This window comes from Candidatus Gillettellia adelgis, from assembly GCA_020541285.1.
GTDB lineage: Bacteria > Pseudomonadota > Gammaproteobacteria > Enterobacterales > Enterobacteriaceae > Gillettellia > Gillettellia adelgis.
The window spans coordinates 1,106,198-1,122,604 of sequence record CP047043.1 but is presented as its reverse complement, the minus strand read 5'-3'; the positions used below and the strand labels follow the sequence as shown (position 1 = coordinate 1,122,604).

The 16,407-nt window shown below is 36.8% G+C and carries 11 protein-coding genes; 6 read left to right on the top strand and 5 right to left on the bottom strand.

All coding sequences use genetic code 11. The features are described from left to right. Positions 1-9: 9 nt before the first annotated feature. From GIY03_RS02565 to dnaA, 5 genes are all read right to left on the bottom strand, one after another. Positions 10-963 carry a beta-ketoacyl-ACP synthase III gene (locus GIY03_RS02565; RefSeq protein WP_457913571.1) on the bottom strand — a complete coding sequence of 318 codons (954 nt, stop codon included), beginning with the start codon at positions 961-963 and terminating at the stop codon, positions 10-12. Between the two features lie 1,173 nt (positions 964-2,136). Continuing rightward, positions 2,137-2,313, bottom strand: a complete 177-nt coding sequence (gene rpmF, locus GIY03_RS02560) for a 50S ribosomal protein L32 (RefSeq protein ID WP_457913570.1) — start codon at positions 2,311-2,313, stop codon at positions 2,137-2,139. A gap of 973 nt (positions 2,314-3,286) precedes the next feature. Further along, positions 3,287-5,701: a DNA topoisomerase (ATP-hydrolyzing) subunit B gene (gene gyrB, locus GIY03_RS02555; protein ID WP_457913569.1), complete on the bottom strand. Its 2,415-nt coding sequence runs from the start codon at positions 5,699-5,701 to the stop codon at positions 3,287-3,289. 752 nt (positions 5,702-6,453) lie between these two features. Beyond that, positions 6,454-7,554 carry a DNA polymerase III subunit beta gene (gene dnaN / locus GIY03_RS02550; RefSeq protein ID WP_457913568.1) on the bottom strand — a complete coding sequence of 367 codons (1,101 nt, stop codon included), beginning with the start codon at positions 7,552-7,554 and terminating at the stop codon, positions 6,454-6,456. Between the two features lie 4 nt (positions 7,555-7,558). Then, positions 7,559-8,860 (bottom strand): chromosomal replication initiator protein DnaA, encoded by a 1,302-nt coding sequence (gene dnaA / locus GIY03_RS02545; protein ID WP_457913977.1) that lies wholly within the window; start codon positions 8,858-8,860, stop codon positions 7,559-7,561. An 863-nt stretch (positions 8,861-9,723) separates the two neighbouring features. Here dnaA and rpmH point away from each other — a divergent pair. The 6 genes from rpmH to GIY03_RS02515 all read left to right on the top strand — a co-directional run bounded on the left by rpmH (position 9,724) and on the right by GIY03_RS02515 (position 16,374). Next, positions 9,724-9,864, top strand: a complete 141-nt coding sequence (gene rpmH, locus GIY03_RS02540; protein ID WP_457913567.1) for a 50S ribosomal protein L34 — start codon at positions 9,724-9,726, stop codon at positions 9,862-9,864. 18 nt (positions 9,865-9,882) lie between these two features. Then, positions 9,883-10,215, top strand: a complete 333-nt coding sequence (rnpA, locus tag GIY03_RS02535; RefSeq protein WP_457913566.1) for a ribonuclease P protein component — start codon at positions 9,883-9,885, stop codon at positions 10,213-10,215. Next, positions 10,206-10,463 (top strand): membrane protein insertion efficiency factor YidD, encoded by a 258-nt coding sequence (yidD, locus tag GIY03_RS02530; RefSeq protein ID WP_457913565.1) that lies wholly within the window; start codon positions 10,206-10,208, stop codon positions 10,461-10,463. Before rnpA ends, yidD begins: the two co-directional genes overlap by 10 nt. Before the next feature lie 2 nt (positions 10,464-10,465). Further along, positions 10,466-12,106, top strand: coding sequence for a membrane protein insertase YidC (gene yidC / locus GIY03_RS02525; RefSeq protein ID WP_457913564.1), 1,641 nt, complete (start codon positions 10,466-10,468; stop codon positions 12,104-12,106). 214 nt (positions 12,107-12,320) lie between these two features. After that, complete coding sequence (gene mnmE / locus GIY03_RS02520) at positions 12,321-13,685, top strand: tRNA uridine-5-carboxymethylaminomethyl(34) synthesis GTPase MnmE (RefSeq protein WP_457913563.1); 1,365 nt, start codon at positions 12,321-12,323, stop codon at positions 13,683-13,685. Between the two features lie 1,297 nt (positions 13,686-14,982). Then, positions 14,983-16,374 carry a mannose-1-phosphate guanylyltransferase/mannose-6-phosphate isomerase gene (locus GIY03_RS02515; RefSeq protein ID WP_457913562.1) on the top strand — a complete coding sequence of 464 codons (1,392 nt, stop codon included), beginning with the start codon at positions 14,983-14,985 and terminating at the stop codon, positions 16,372-16,374. Positions 16,375-16,407: the final 33 nt, after the last annotated feature.

Genomic DNA, 16,407 nt, shown 5'->3' with positions numbered 1-16,407 from the left:
CCTATAAAATTAGAACTTAATCAATGCCGATCCCCAAGTAAAACCGCCACCAAAGGCTTCCAACAGCACTAATTGACCACGTTGAATACGTCCATCGCGCACTGCTTCATCTAATGCTACGGGCACGGAGGCGGCACTGGTATTACCATGACGCTCAAGCGTCACGATTACTTTATCCATGGTCATACCTAGTTTTTTTGCTGTAGCACTGATAATGCGTAGGTTGGCTTGATGTGGTACCAGCCAATCCAGTGAACTGCGTTCTAGATTATTAGTTTGTAGGGTTTCATCGACGATATTAACAAGTTCAGTCACTGCAATCTTGAATACTTCATTACCTACCATAGTAATATAGGCTGGTTTTTTTTTATCCTGACGATCCTTAAAAGGCAAAGTCAATAGACTACTATAATTGCCATCCGCATGAAGATGGGTTGACATTATCCCTATTGTTTTAGAGGTGCCAAGTACTACTGCACCTGCACCATCACCGAATAGAATAAGGGTACCCCGATCTTTAGGGTTTAGTGTTTGTGATAAAATATCTACACCAATTACTAACGCATACTTGACCGCGCCATTTTTTATGTACTGATCGGCTACACTAAGTGCGTAGGTAAAGCCAGCGCAGGCTGCTGCTAAATCAAATGCAGCACATGCTTTAATGCCTAGAAGTTGTTGTATTAGACAAGCAGTACTAGGAAACGCATGGGTTGACGTGGTAGTTGCTACTACGATTAGCCCAATATCTGTTTTTGCTATATCAGTCATTTCTAAAGCTTTTTCGGCTGCTTGACAACCCATTGTCACTACGGTTTCATGAGCAGTAGCAATCCGGCGTTCACGAATACCGGTTCGTGTAACAATCCAGTCGTCAGAGGTATTTACCATTTTTTCTAGATCAGCATTCGTACGCACGTTTACGGGTAAATAACTCCCCGTACCAAGAATCTTTGTATACATGTACAATCAGTCACTCTTAAGTAATGTAGCTTGAAGGCGGACAGTAAGATTATCAGTAACTTTCTGTTGTATAACCTGTTCATTTACAATTATAAATATGTGCAAGTTTGCATCGTGGTGTTTAATTACCGTGTTGTCTAATTTTAATAGATATACGCTATTATTTGGCAGAAATGCAGATGATTAAATTAATTTACCACCTGCGTCTAAAATCAAGGGTTTCGTATTTTAATTATTAGACTTATGTGTCTTATCTGTAGATGATGTAGTAGTGATAAGTATACTCTGAGTATACCTACTGTGGTTTTAGGGTGAAATTACTTAGAACGTGCACATTAGTGTATTAGTAAGTACATTCTTGCATACTGTAAGTTTCCTATATTTTATTTTTTTGTTCACTGTAATCACTGACTAGCATATGATTTTTAAGATCTGCTATTTATTATTTTTCTATAACATGAATACTTTAGATGTACGATGAATTCACTTAAGAATACGAGGCTCGATAGTTTTATTATTATTTCTTTTACTGGATATTCAGTGGTGTCTTTAATACTTTTAGTATCATTGATTATAGATTATATTGTTAAATTTATAGGTAATAGTATAGATTTAGTCTAGTCTGCTGGTTTTTATTATTAATATTTAATTAGGTGATATAAGATAAAAGCATTCTAATGGCTTCTTGTGTCGTTACTATGACTTGTTTTAGTATTGTAGTGTTAGATATGATATGAGCTAAAAACCTAATAGTGTAGTATTATTTTGCAGCTAGTTAATTGTTGCATTCATATTGTACAGTTAACGTCTAACAGTTTGATTGATCACTTTGTTTACTCTATTAATACTATGGCATTGTCTGTACTCACGTTGTTTTATTAGTCCTTATGAATCTACTATATTATAATATCATGTGATGCATTGTACTTAGCCGAAATCTTTTATAAAGATTAGATATTACGCGCAATTAGCAACTACGCGTGTATGACGTATAGTTTTTTATAAAAACCAGTTTTTCACGGTCTTTTTCAATACAAGAAAGATACGACACTGAATAATAGTAAGATAATCGATATATTCAAAGCGCATATTTGCAATGCAACAGACGCTATCACACAAGGATTAAAATTTTTTCCTATGATCTTATGCTGTAATTAAATATCAGTGGTATTTCTACATAGCTTTATTGATAACTTTTCGGCCACAATAGAAGCCGTCTGCAGTAAGGTGATGGCGACGATGCGTTTCACCAGAAGTTGAGTCAATAGATAATGTGGTAGTAGTTAGTGCATCAAATGAACGACGCATACCACGTTTAGAGCGAGTTGGTTTATTTTGTTGTACGGCCATAGACCTTATTCCTTAATTACTGACGGTTAATACTTCTAATATAGAAAATAGATTTTTTTTTGATATTAAAGGAAGATGACTGATCATACAATCTGTATTGTATACTTTTCAATCTTTTGATACATATAGCGGTATGATAATCAATAATACACTCTAACACTTTCTCAATATTAATCTTTATACTAAGCGTAAATTAGATATACAGTAATATACTGAGGTGTAAAGAAGCCCCTGTAGCCTAAGGGTTTCTTAAAGGCATACGCTATATTAATCGTTACGGGTAGTATACACGTGTATGGGGTAATAGATATTAACATTATAGCGAAGTAGGTTAAAAAACTTAAAATGTCACCGTTTGATGTCCGTTATTGCAAGTGTTGATACTTAAAGTCTACTTCACGTAGACTTCGCCCTAGCGGCTGAACTATCTAACTAATTAAAATACCAATAATATGCAATAGTCTTCCGCATGTATGCTGATAATGGTTGAAGATGCTTGAATTTTATCAGGACTAGTGATCTTAAACTAGTGGGGTAATGCACTGCGGAGAACAGTTAAAAACTGAGTCTCTCTGCTATATCTATATAGGTAGAATAGCATTAAATCGTATAGATAATATTCTATTACTTCTAATGCTGAGCATACAGAATGATAGTTCATGTTCTGCGTCTTCATGCAGCTCTTGTATTGTAATATATAAAAAAGATTACAATTGCAATTAGCCTAAACCTACATTTAGAGAGTTAGATAGTCGTCAAATTGTAGCTTAGATGGCAGTTTAACCCTTATTGCGGAATACAACGAAGTATTTGGCGCGTGGCGCAAGGGGTTATTATAGCTGCAATTTCGATATATTAGTAGTGACTGATTTGAATGGATGATAAATATTAACTTAAAATTTAGTGTGTTTCGACCATGCTGATGTTTTCGTCAAGCTAGTTGGCATGAGAGTTGATATAAGCGATATATTTTTTAAATATCGAGGTTTGAAGCTTGTAGGGCGTTTTTTTCAATAAAGGCCCGACGTGGTTCTACTGCGTCCCCCATTAGAGTAGTAAACAGTTGATCTGCAGCGATAGCATCTTGGATGGTCACACGAAGCATGTGACGGCTTTTTGGGTTCATAGTTGTTTCCCATAGCTGTTCTGGATTCATTTCGCCTAATCCTTTATAACGCTGTATTGATAAACCACGACGTGATTCTTTTACTAACCATTCTAATGCTTGCTTAAAGCTACTTATTGGTTGACTACGTTCGCCTCGTTTGATAAACGCATCTTTTGCAAGTAAACCACGCAGTTTTTCACCTAATTGACATATGGTTTTATATTCGCTACCGCATATGAAATAAAAATTTAGTATATAATTGATATCGACGCCATAGGAATATATCTGTAGAGACGGCTCAAATACCTGGTGCTCAGGGTTCTCAAGGATCGTGAAACTGCAGTTTTTTCTATATTTCTCTGTGTTGTTTAGCAACTGCACTAATGATCTAGTCCATTCATTTACTTTGTTTTTATTGCTCAAATCACCTGCATGCAGAGTGGGTTGATAGATGAGTTGATTAAGTAGTTCAGGTGGATAACGGTGCTTCATGCAGCGAATAAGCTTTTGTGTATTGTAGTACTCCATAACAAGTATCTTGAATTGTGTGTTATGTAAAGGCTGGGGAGTAGCATTGATATATAGCGACGCGCCATCTATTGCGATAGAAGTCAGATACTGATCCATCGCTTCATCATCTTTAATGTACTGCTCTTGTTTTCCTTTTTTTACCTTGTATAGAGGTGGTTGAGCAATAAATACGTAGCCACGCTCAATAGTCTCAGGCATTTGACGATAAAAAAATGTTAGTAGTAAAGTACGAATATGTAAACCATCAACATCAGCGTCAGTCATAATGATAATATTGTAATAACGCAGCTTGTCTAAGTTGTATTCGTCACGACCAATCCCGCAACCCAAGGCGGTAATAAGTGTTGCGATTTCTTGTGAAGACAATATCTTATCAAAACGTGCTTTCTCAACGTTAAGGATTTTACCCTTAAGTGGTAGGATCGCTTGGTTTTTGCGGTTTCTTCCTTGCTTAGCTGAACCACCTGCAGAATCTCCTTCTACTAAGTATAATTCGGATAATGCTGGATTGCGTTCCTGGCAGTCAGATAATTTACCGGGGAGTCCTGCTAGATCTAATGCACTTTTTCTTCGGGTGATTTCACGTGCTTTGCGTGCTGCTTCACGCGCACGTGCGGCATCAATAATTTTTCCAACTATAATTTTTGCATCAGCGGGGTTTTCTAATAGATAATCTACTAGTTTTTCATTCATTAATATTTCGACTGCTGTTTTCACTTCGGAAGAAACAAGTTTTTCCTTAGTCTGAGAAGAAAATTTAGGGTCTGGTACTTTCACTGATACTATAGCAACCAGCCCTTCTCGTGCATCATCGCCAGTAGCGCTGATTTTTGTCTTTTTGCTATATCCCTCTTTTTCCATATAACTATTTAGTGTACGCGTAATAGCGGTACGGAAGCCGACTAAATGAGTGCCCCCATTACTTTGTGGAATGTTGTTAGTAAAGCAATAAATATTTTCTTGAAAGCTATTATTCCATTGTAACGCTATTTCTACGCCAATATTATCTTTTACGGTAGAAAAATAAAATACATTTGAATGAATAGGGTTTTTATTTTTGCTGAGGTACTTAACAAAAGCTTTAATACCGCCTTTATAGTGGAAGTGATCTTCGCGATCAGTGCATTTATCTTGTAAATAGATAGATACACCAGAGTTTAGAAAAGAAAGCTCGCGTAGACGTCTTGCTAGAATATCATATTCAAATTTAGTCGTGTTAGTGAATGTTTGATAACTTGGCCAAAAACGTATCATAGTGCCGGTTGTATCAGTTTTATCCACCACTGTTAGCGGTGCTATCGGTTTACCATGACTGTAAGTTTGCTGATGTACTTTACCTTCTCGGCAGATTAGTAGTTCTAGTTTTTCGGATAAAGCATTAACCACTGAGATGCCTACGCCGTGCAAACCGCCAGATACCTTATAGGCGTTATCATCAAATTTTCCTCCGGCATGTAACATAGTCATAATAACTTCAGTAGCAGAAACTTTTTCCTCTTGGTGTAAGCCTGTTGGAATGCCACGTCCATTATCCTGCACTGAAACGGAATTATCCATATGTATGACTATTCGAATATCACTACAGTAACCCGCAAGTGCTTCGTCGATGGCGTTATCTACAACCTCGAATACCATGTGGTGTAGACCCGTGCCATCATCGGTATTACCAATATACATTCCTGGTCGCTTTCGCACTGCATCTAACCCTTTTAATACTTTAATATTTGAGGAGTCATAAGAATTAGACATTAATGTTTCTCACTTATTTTTTTAGTGTTATGGTTGAGCTGCTGTTTTAGCTTGTGCTATGTAAAATATATTGTTCTTTTACAAGTTAAATCAGTAACTTATTGAGCGTATATGATTCCAGAAAATTTAGATATATCTGCCTTTTAAGTAATTGGACAACCATAGAAACATCACTCATATCTTTAGTGTAAATGTATACGTATCGAGCCGATATAAGTAATACCACCACATTTACTAGGTTAGGAATTTTCCGTGTACTAAAAGCAAGATGCATATTAATAATGTTAATTAATTATATAATCATAAAGTGTTTAATGACGTGATAGCATCGTGAATATAGCAGACTTTTATATATTCTTGATAGAGTATATACTCTTCATACTTTAAATTATATAGGTGTTAGTTGTTTTTTATGCCCGAGGTATTTTATTGGCAGAAAATTTTAAGAATATGCTGTATTGAAGCGTTTTGAAAATTGAATCATTTAGGTTATATACTTAATTATTTTGAGTATAAAGAAGCGTATGATGATTTGGTAAGTTTTGATCTTTCTGGTAGACAGAAGATATAAAATTGCATTGTAAAGTGTTTTAGTACAACGAATATATTAAAATATGCGATGATTTCTAATCATTAAGTAGTATGTTGATTATTGTTGAAAACACTACGTAGCAGTCGTCGTAGCATGTTTAGTACACACGAGGACTATAAACGTATCTCATTAAGCTAGCTATGAAAAGTTTTAGTGTTGATTATAGACGCATCGGCATAATAATGTAAGTCGTTGTTTGGTTGCTACTATCTACAATTTGTACGCTCGATGCTGAATGAGTGATTAGCAGATGCACATTTTTGCATTTAAGAACACTCAAAACATCTAGTACATAGTTAACATTCAATCCAATTTCTATTTCGCTGCCGTTATATTTGGCATCTAGAATCTCTTCTGCTTCTTCTTTTTCAGCATTATTAGCGGTGATCTTTAGTTGATTATAACTGACGTATAACCTGACACCACGACATTTTTCGTTCGACAAGATAGCGACACGGGAAAACGCTTTTTTTAGTAGATCGCGACTAGTTTCTAATATGTCATAAGAACTTGTTGGTAATACGCGACGATAATCTGGAAAATGGCCATCAAGCAACTTACAAGTAAAAATCACTTCTCCTATGTGGGCACGAATGTTATTGGTGCCAATCTGTAATTTTAACTGAGCATCACTATTATCGAGTAAGCGCATTAGCTCCACGACTCCTTTGCGCGGTATGATTACAGGATACGATGGAAGCTGTTGACCTATTGGCAATGAGCATACTGCTAAACGATGACCATCCGTCGCAATAGCACGTAGTTCTTTGTCTATATTTTCAAACAGCATTCCGTTTAAATAATAACGTACGTCTTGATGGGCCATGGAAAATTGGGTGGCTTCGATTAATCGCTTTAGCGTTATTTGTGGAAGAGTGAATTCTATCTGGCTGATCCAATCTTCCACGTTCGGAAAATCTGCTACTGGTAGTATAGATAGTGCGAAACGACTGCGGCCAGAAGATAGTAATATGTTTGTATTTTTCAGGGTGACGATGATTTCTGCTGTTTCTGGAAGACTACGGCAAATATCAAAGAATTTACGTGCGGGTATAGTCGTAGAACCAACTTCATAAACATGCAATAAGGCTACTCGTACCATTATCTCTATTTCTAGATTAGAGCCAATTAGCACTAAGTAGCTTTTTGTAATCCGCAACAATAGGTTACCTAGAATTGGTAAACTTGGACGGCTACTTAATAGGTTGTTAACCTGTTGAAGAGGTTTTAGTAACTGCTCGCGTTTAACTATAAATTTCATGATGTTAAAAGGATAATGTTCTAATTAAATTCGAAAAATCTTCTTTGATGTTATGACTTTCTTCACGTAATTTCTTGATCTTTCGGCAAGCGTGTAATACCGTAGTATGATCGCGACCACCAAAAGCATCACCAATTTCTGGTAGGCTATGGTGCGTGAGTTCTTTTGCTAACGTCATTGCCATTTGACGCGGACGGGCGACTGAACGCGAACGTCTTTTAGACAGCAAATCCGATGTTTTTATCTTATAATATTCCGCTACTGTCTTCTGGATATTATAGATAGTAACGAGTTTTTCTTGTAATGCCAACAAATCGCGTAATGCTTCACGCGCGAGTTCAATAGTAATAGCACGACCAGTGAAATTGGCGTTAGCAATTACACGATTTAATGCACCTTCTAGTTCGCGTACGTTAGAGCATAGGTGCTTGGCAATAAAAAACGCAACTTCACTTGAAAGATGAATATGGTTTTCGTCGGCTTTTCTTAGGAGGATTGCTACACGTGTTTCTAACTCCGGTGGTTCGATAGCTACTGTGAGGCCCCAGCCAAATCGAGATTTTAGTCGATCCTCTACGCCGTGAATCTCTTTAGGATAGCGATCTGAAGTTAATATGATCTGCTGATTGCCTTCTAATAAAGCATTAAAAGTATGAAATAACTCTTCTTGCGAGCGCTCCTTGTTTGCAAAGAACTGAATATCATCAATTAATAATGCGTCAACTGAGCGATAATACCCCTTAAATTCTTCAATAGCGTTATTCTTCAAAGCTTTCACCATTTCTTGTACAAATCGCTCAGAGTGCATATAAACTATTTTAGCATTGATCTTCCATGTAATAATACTATTACCGACTGCGTGCAACAAGTGGGTTTTACCCAATCCTGTACCACCATAAAGGAATAATGGGTTATAGGCACTATCAGGGTGTTTGGCTACTTGTCGTGCTGCTGCGCGTGCTAATTGGTTGGATTTACCTTCAACAAAGTTATCAAAGGTGTGTCTTGAGTTAACGTTAGATCGATAAGTAAGTTTAAGCGTTGTGGTTGTCTTATCCCCGTGTAAACACACTGGCGTGGAATGTGATACTGCCGTTCTTAGCGTACTGAGAGTTACGGTTTGATCAAGAGTTTTACTACCTACTTCAAAATGTAATAAAGGTGTAATTGTACCACAGAAATCATATAACAGATTATTGATATTTTTTAAGTATTTATCTCGTACCGAATTCAGCACAAAACGATTAGGCGCATACAGCACCAGGGTGTTGTCACTCAGTTGCGCTTGTAATGGGCGTATCCACATATTAAATTCTGTGGTAGGTAAGTCATCTTGCAAGCGGGCAAGACATTTTTGCCAAAGCGAAAGTGACACGGCGGACTCCACTCGAACAAGATCAATGATAAGAATCAGGATATTGCTTTGTTTATAACTTGTATTTTGATCCATGCCGGCATCGGTGTTTTACTGGTGTAAACAGAAACCATTTTCAGAGATTTATTTCTGTAATCTCTCTTTTTAAGGGGTTGTGAATACAGTGTTTGATAATAACGTCATGTGCGTTAGAGATCCTTGTCTTCCTGTATAGATTAAGTTTATTTATCTATCAGTTTTTATGAACAGACTTTCTTTATAGCTGAACTCACTAATTAGGAGTAGAGATGTACGTAATGAGAGACATTTAATGATGATCAGCTGATTGCTCATAAATAAATCTATAAATATAGTATTGGGTCTCTTAGGTTTCCTTGCGCTTTTATTTCGAATCAGTATAATCTTCAATCCTATATATGACACTTATTTTTCATGATTGATAGTATGTCATCAGAGAAATAACATACTATATCTACAATAATGCGAGTTATAAAAAAAAACTCTGAACATCTACACGATACAGTAGTTAGTAATTAGGTCAATGAGGATAATGTACGGAACTAAAACTTCAGTATGATAAGTATAAAAGTACTCTAAGGTCTAAAACTAGAACTTGTTTTTTAGATAGATAGCTTAATTGGCTAGCATAATACAAGTTGACTCAGAGCGGTGTAATTACTATAATAACGCTTGTGTATAATTAAGCGTGATAGGTCAGTGACTTTATGTAAAATAATTAGAATTGTTCGACTGATTTATCCAGTTTTTTATTTTAAGTTTAGGTAAACATCGCCATGAAACGTACTTTTCAGCCGTCCGTACTAAAACGTAATCGTCGCCACGGTTTTCGAGCTCGTATGGCTAATAAAAATGGTCGTCAAATTTTAGCGCGCCGCCGTACAAAAGGCCGCACGCGCCTAACTGTTTCTCAGTAAATACAGCGAATATATTGAGTGGAAAAATTTAACTTTCCTAGGACGTTACGTTTATTAACTCCTGTGCATTTTACTACAGTCTTTCAGCAGCCAGTACGGGTCGGCATGTTGCAGATTACTATTCTTAGCCGTTTAAATCAGTTAGGATATCCCCGTATTGGTATGGTAATTGCCAAGAAAAATGTCAAGCACGCAAATCAGAGAAACCGGATTAAGCGCTTAATCCGGGAGAGTTTTCGTCAAAGTCAGCACAAATTGTCACCGATAGATTTTATTGTAGTGGCAAAAAAGGGGATAGCAGATTTGAATAATAACGCATTGACGACAATGTTAGAAAAATTATGGCATTAATACAATTGCTTAGTTTGCGGATTTTCATGAGCTTAGTGTACACATACCAGTGTTGTATAAGCCCTTTGATTAGACCTAGTTGTCGTTTTCAGCCGACATGTTCTAATTATGTAATGAAAGCATTAAGCCGTTTTGGTTTAATAAAAGGTAGTTGGTTGATCTTGCAACGCTTATTAAAGTGTCATCCTTTACATCCCGGTGGCAATGATCCAGTGCCACCAAAAATTGACGATAACAGAGAATATTAACGATGGATTTGCAACGCAATCTTCTTTTTATCGCTCTGCTTTTTGTGTCTTTTATGATTTGGCAGGCATGGCAGGCAGATCACGTATCGCAGCCGACTATTCAGGTTACGCCACAGAGTGCTAATATAACTACTAAAAGTGTAGCCAATCAATCTGTACTGACTGGCAATCAAGATAAATTAATAACTGTTAATACTGATGTGCTATCGTTAACTATCAACACCCGTGGTGGTGATATCGAGCAGGCTAAACTATTGATGTATCCAAAAACTTTGGGTACATCGTTGCCGTTTCAACTCTTAGAGACTACCCCATTGTTTATTTATCAGGCGCAAAGCGGACTGACTGGAAACAATGGGCCAGATAACCCAGAAAATAGTGCGCGTCCTCTATTTACGGTAGACAAAGATAGCTATGCTCTATCAGACGGCCAGAACGAATTACGTGTTCCTCTACGTTTTATTAGTAAAGATGGCACGATTTATAATAAGACTTTTATACTTCAGCGCAATCAGTATGCAGTCAGCGTAGATTATCATATTGATAATAAAAGTACCATGCCGCTAGAGCTCACTTTATTTGGGCAACTCAAGCAAACTATTCAGCTATCTAACCATGGTAATCTTGTTAATAATAACTTTGCTCTGCACACTTTCCGCGGTGCGGCATATTCTTCTAGCGACAATAAATATCAGAAATATGCGTTTGATACAGATGAGCAGTTAAGTATTACTACAAAAGGTGGTTGGGTTGCGATGTTGCAGCAGTACTTTTCTACTGCATGGGTTCCAAATACACAAGGGAGTAACACTTTTTATACTGCTAATTTAGATGATAATTTCTTTATTATTGGATTTAAAGCAGCACCAGTAGTAGTTCAGCCTGGGACACAAGAACACCTAAATGCAACTCTTTGGATTGGTCCAGCACTACAGGATAAGATGGCTCAGGTAGCAGAAAATCTTGACTTAACTGTGGACTATGGTTGGCTGTGGTTTATTTCTCAGCCATTATTCAAGCTCTTACGGTTTATTTACGATTTTATCGGAAATTGGGGTTTGTCTATTATTATGATTACTTTTATCGTACGTGGCATTATGTACCCACTGACAAAAGCACAATATATCGCAATGGCAAAAATGCGTATACTACAGCCAAGGATACAGGCAATGCGTGAGCGTATCGGCGATGATAAGCAGCGCATGAGCCAGGAAATGATGGCAATGTATAAATCAGAGAAAGTTAACCCCTTGGGTGGATGTTTACCATTGATTGTGCAGATGCCAATTTTCTTAGCCTTGTATTATATGCTAATGAGCTCTGTGGAGCTACGTCATGCGCCATTCGCCTTCTGGATTCATGATTTGTCATCCCAAGATCCATACTATATTCTACCCATTTTAATGGGCGTGACGATGTTTGTTATTCATAAGGTGTCACCAAATACAGCAACCGATGCGAATCAGCAGAAAATTATGAATTTTATGCCAATAATTTTTACTGTGTTTTTTTTATGGTTTCCATCCGGTTTAGTACTGTACTATATAGTCAGTAATCTTGTAACTATTATTCAGCAGCAGTTTATCTATCGCAGCCTAGAAAGATATGGGCTACATAGCTGTAATAAGAAAAACTCAACATAATACATAAATACAGCAATCTGCAATTTTAAAGAGTTTGCAGATATAGTTATTAGATTAAGTTTTCCATCATATGCAGCGTTTAATCTGCGCCTTATTTGACCATATTCAAGCTTAAAGAAAGGGGTTTACTTACATGTTAACGATACAGCATGTTTCAATTAAGTTGTAGTCACTAAAAGAGTGAAAATTCTGAAGCTAAAAAGATCAGAGGTATATGAGCACAACTGATACCATTGTAGCACAAGCTACGCCGCCGGGACGTGGAGGCATTGGCATTTTACGTATTTCTGGAAGCAAAGTTGTAGAAGTCGCCTTAGCTTTGCTTGGTAAGCTACCAAAACCACGCTATGCCGATTATTTATCATTTTACGATGATATTGGGGTCACTCTGGATAAAGGCATCGCATTATTTTTTCCAGCACCTCATTCATTTACTGGTGAAGACGTTCTAGAGTTACAGGGTCACGGTGGTCCGGTAGTATTAGATTTACTATTAAAACGCGTGCTAACCGTTTCGGACGTGCGTATCGCAAGGCCTGGCGAGTTCTCTGAGCGTGCATTCATTAATAATAAACTAAATTTGATCCAAGCAGAAGCTATTTCCGACTTGATTGACGCTAGCTCTGAAGAGGCGGCACGGTTAGCAATATACTCATTAAGTGGGGCATTTTCTGACCGAATTTACCAACTTTTATCGGTACTGACGCAACTAAGAATTTATGTAGAATCAGCGATCGATTTTTCAGGCGAGGAAATTAATTTTTTGTCAACTGGCAACATAGAAACACACTTAAATATTGCAATCGCGGAGTTAGATAACGTGCATCGTCAAGCACGTCAAGGTAGTTTATTGCGCGAAGGGATGAAAGTAGTGATTGCCGGAAAGCCAAACGTAGGAAAATCTAGTTTGCTTAATGCATTATCTGGGCGTGAATCAGCAATTGTTACCGATATCGCCGGTACTACCCGTGATGTGCTGCGTGAATATATCTATATTGATAATATCCCTTTACATATTATTGATACAGCCGGTCTGCGAGAAACTAGCAATGAAGTTGAACGCATCGGTATTAAGCATGCTTGGAGAGAAATAAAACAAGCCGATAGAGTACTGTTTATAGTAGATGGAACGACTACGGTGGCGAGTGAGCCAATAGATATCTGGCCGGAGTTTATAGCGCGTTTGCCAAAAAGCTTACCAATTACTATAGTGCGTAATAAAAGTGATATTACTCATGAAAAATTAGGCATAAAAGAAGTGAATGGTCAAGTGTTGATTTGTCTTTCAGCGCACACTGGTGCTGGTATTGACATATTATGTGATCATCTAAAACAAAGCATGGGATTTGCAAAAAATATAGAAGGCTGTTTTTTAGCACGCCGTCGTCACTTGCAAGCGTTAAAAAAAACAGCACAGCATCTAGAGCAAGGAAAAGCACACTTAACAAGTGCTTATGCATGTGACATGCTAGCTGAAGAATTGCGGTTAGCACAGCAGGCATTAAGTGAAATTACAGGTGAATTTTCGTCAGATGATTTATTAGGACGTATTTTTTCTAGTTTTTGTATTGGTAAATAAACGTTTATTCCAGTAGGCGCATGCTATATCATATCTCCAGAGAACTTAGGAGATACATTAAATTGTATAATTGTATATAAGTAGTGTGATACTCGTCAGTATTTATGATTTTTGATGTTCTACAAGTAAACTGTATCGTATTACTATGATAGTAAAGCGTAGCTCTAGGTAAACTGAAGACTGTAACTTTTTTTATCACAGAGTTTGCGATAGTAAGGTAATATGATCGAAACACTATATTCTTAGGTACTGAGGTTGTAAACGCTTGCTGGATTACTTAGTCTCCGTGACTTTTTTATACATTTCTATGTAAAAAGATAAACAACTATTTGAATAATCGCCAGTTATCATGCGAAATAAAGATGCCGTGCGTCATTTAAGTGCAGTGTACATGAAAGATTCCCGATCAAACTCATTATTATCTGTCAGCTACATAGAATATCCTTGAGTGATTGAATGTGTGACGGGCTATGTGCTGTAGTGTGCGAGTTACAATGTAATAGCTGAAATGCAACGTTTCAGGTATAAAACGTCTTATGTGATTGCTAAATATGCAAGAACATAAAAGATGAATTCTTGCAAGCCTACTATAACTAAACAAGCCAGAAATAACATGCTTATCTTATTTATTAACAGTATTTTATTCGACATAGAGAGCTAATTTAGTAGATTACTACATGCTAGCTTAAATATAGAGGTAAAAACTAACTGCAGTCGTATCCGCCTGAATAGTATGGCCATGCTATGCTTTAACGACATAGCGAGTATGCATCCGTATATTTGATAAGCAAAACAGTGAAATATCTTTCATGCTTATCGAAAGAAGGGAAAATAATTAGATTATGCACATAGTCCGTATAATCCTAGGTGGAAAAAGTTGTTACTTTATAAAAACATAATGTCCTAGATAAAAAGTAATTATAAATTGAATGTATGCTCTGATTGCCTACAGTGTATATCGGAGTCTGAAAGAAAAGCTATAAAAATAATAAATGCAAAGAAAGTGTCGCTTTTATATCAAAGATATTTCAGCAGACAACAGATTATGTTTTTCACTTTATTAACACTTGATAGAAAACGATTTCGTAGGAACAATGATAACTGGTAAATATTAAAAGATGTCACTTGTAATAAGACAAATATATACCCGAAAAATTTTAAGTAGCATAGAGAAGGGGAGATAAACTAAGTTTTAAACCGCCACTACATACGTGGATATATCTTGAGCTTTTCAGTGCTTATTAATTTAATATGTTGTATTTATTAAATATCTGCTGAATATGATAAAGGATAGGAAATGTTATTACCTGTAATTATGGCAGGCGGTACCGGTAGTCGTTTATGGCCAATGTCTCGTGAATTATATCCAAAGCAATTTTTACGTTTGCGCAGTTTTCATTCAATGTTGCAAGAAACGTTAAATCGACTTGATGGCGTAGAGATTAGTGAACCTGTTATAATTTGTAACCAAAACCATCGTTTTATAGTAGCTGAACAGTTGCGTCAAATTGGAATGTTATCACATAATATTATTTTAGAACCATTAGGACGCAATACTGCACCAGCGATAGCATTAGCAGCCTTAAATGCACTTGCACAAGGGAAAGATCCTATTATGTTAGTTTTAGCGGCAGATCATATCATCAAGAACATTGGGGCGTTTCGATCCGCTATTAAGACAGCACATCCTTTTTCTGCGGAGAAAAGTTTAGTAACATTTGGCATAGTACCTACTAAGCCGGAAACAGGATATGGTTATATCCAACGGGGTGAATACTCGGCGAATGCAGAAATCACGGTCTCTTGTGTAAAACGTTTTGTTGAAAAACCCGATCTTGCTACAGCTAAAAATTATGTGGATTCTGGAGAATATTTTTGGAACAGTGGTATGTTTATGTTTCGATCTAAACGTTATTTAGAAGAACTAAAAAAGTTTCGCCCAGATATTTTTTTTGCTTGCCAGAGTGCTCTCAACAATACCACATGTGATGAGAATTTCATTAATGTTAATCAAGATGCTTTTGCACGCTGTCCTGATGCGTCCATTGATTATGCAGTTATGGAACATACTCAGGATGCTGTTATGATATCACTAGATGCTGGATGGAGTGATGTTGGATCATGGTCTGCTTTATGGGAGGTGAGCCCAAAGGATACGGCGGGGAACGCATTAACTGGTGATACTTTCCTCTATAATGTGCATGACTGCTATATCAATACTGATAAGACGTTAGTTGCTGCTATTGGCGTGGATAATTTAGTGATTGTTAATACTAGAGATGCTCTGTTGGTAGTTAATAAATCTAAAGTGCAGGATGTTAAAGAAATAGTTAAGCATCTAAAACAAGAAAATCGCAGTGAATACAAAAGACATCGTGATGTTTACCAGATGTGGGGGGTGTATAAACTTTTAATTTCTGAAAAACGATTTTATGTGAACTGTATTGTTGTAAATCCGGGTAAAGCGTTGTCTTTGCAAATACAGTATCATCGTATTAAACATTGGGTAGTTCTTGCAGGTACAGCTGCAGTGACATCTGGAGATAGAAAATTTCTGTTAACTAAAAATCAGTCGGTATTGGTCCCTATTGGTGTTATTCACTGTCTAGAGAATCCGGGTAATGTTCCATTAGAAGTGATCGAAGTACAAATGCACTCTTATAGAGAACATGATGAAATTTTTGTATGAAAGAATATTCTAGTCGTTATGAAAGATTGAGGT

Coding starts and splice junctions, on each gene's coding strand:
- gyrB (WP_457913569.1), bottom strand. CDS start 5,701: ATGTCTAATTCTTATGACTCCTCAAATATTAAAGTATTAAAAGGGTTA.
- rpmF (WP_457913570.1), bottom strand. CDS start 2,313: ATGGCCGTACAACAAAATAAACCAACTCGCTCTAAACGTGGTATGCGT.
- rpmH (WP_457913567.1), top strand. CDS start 9,724: ATGAAACGTACTTTTCAGCCGTCCGTACTAAAACGTAATCGTCGCCAC.
- yidD (WP_457913565.1), top strand. CDS start 10,206: ATGGCATTAATACAATTGCTTAGTTTGCGGATTTTCATGAGCTTAGTG.
- yidC (WP_457913564.1), top strand. CDS start 10,466: ATGGATTTGCAACGCAATCTTCTTTTTATCGCTCTGCTTTTTGTGTCT.
- GIY03_RS02565 (WP_457913571.1), bottom strand. CDS start 963: ATGTATACAAAGATTCTTGGTACGGGGAGTTATTTACCCGTAAACGTG.
- dnaA (WP_457913977.1), bottom strand. CDS start 8,860: ATGTGGATACGCCCATTACAAGCGCAACTGAGTGACAACACCCTGGTG.
- GIY03_RS02515 (WP_457913562.1), top strand. CDS start 14,983: ATGTTATTACCTGTAATTATGGCAGGCGGTACCGGTAGTCGTTTATGG.
- dnaN (WP_457913568.1), bottom strand. CDS start 7,554: ATGAAATTTATAGTTAAACGCGAGCAGTTACTAAAACCTCTTCAACAG.
- mnmE (WP_457913563.1), top strand. CDS start 12,321: ATGAGCACAACTGATACCATTGTAGCACAAGCTACGCCGCCGGGACGT.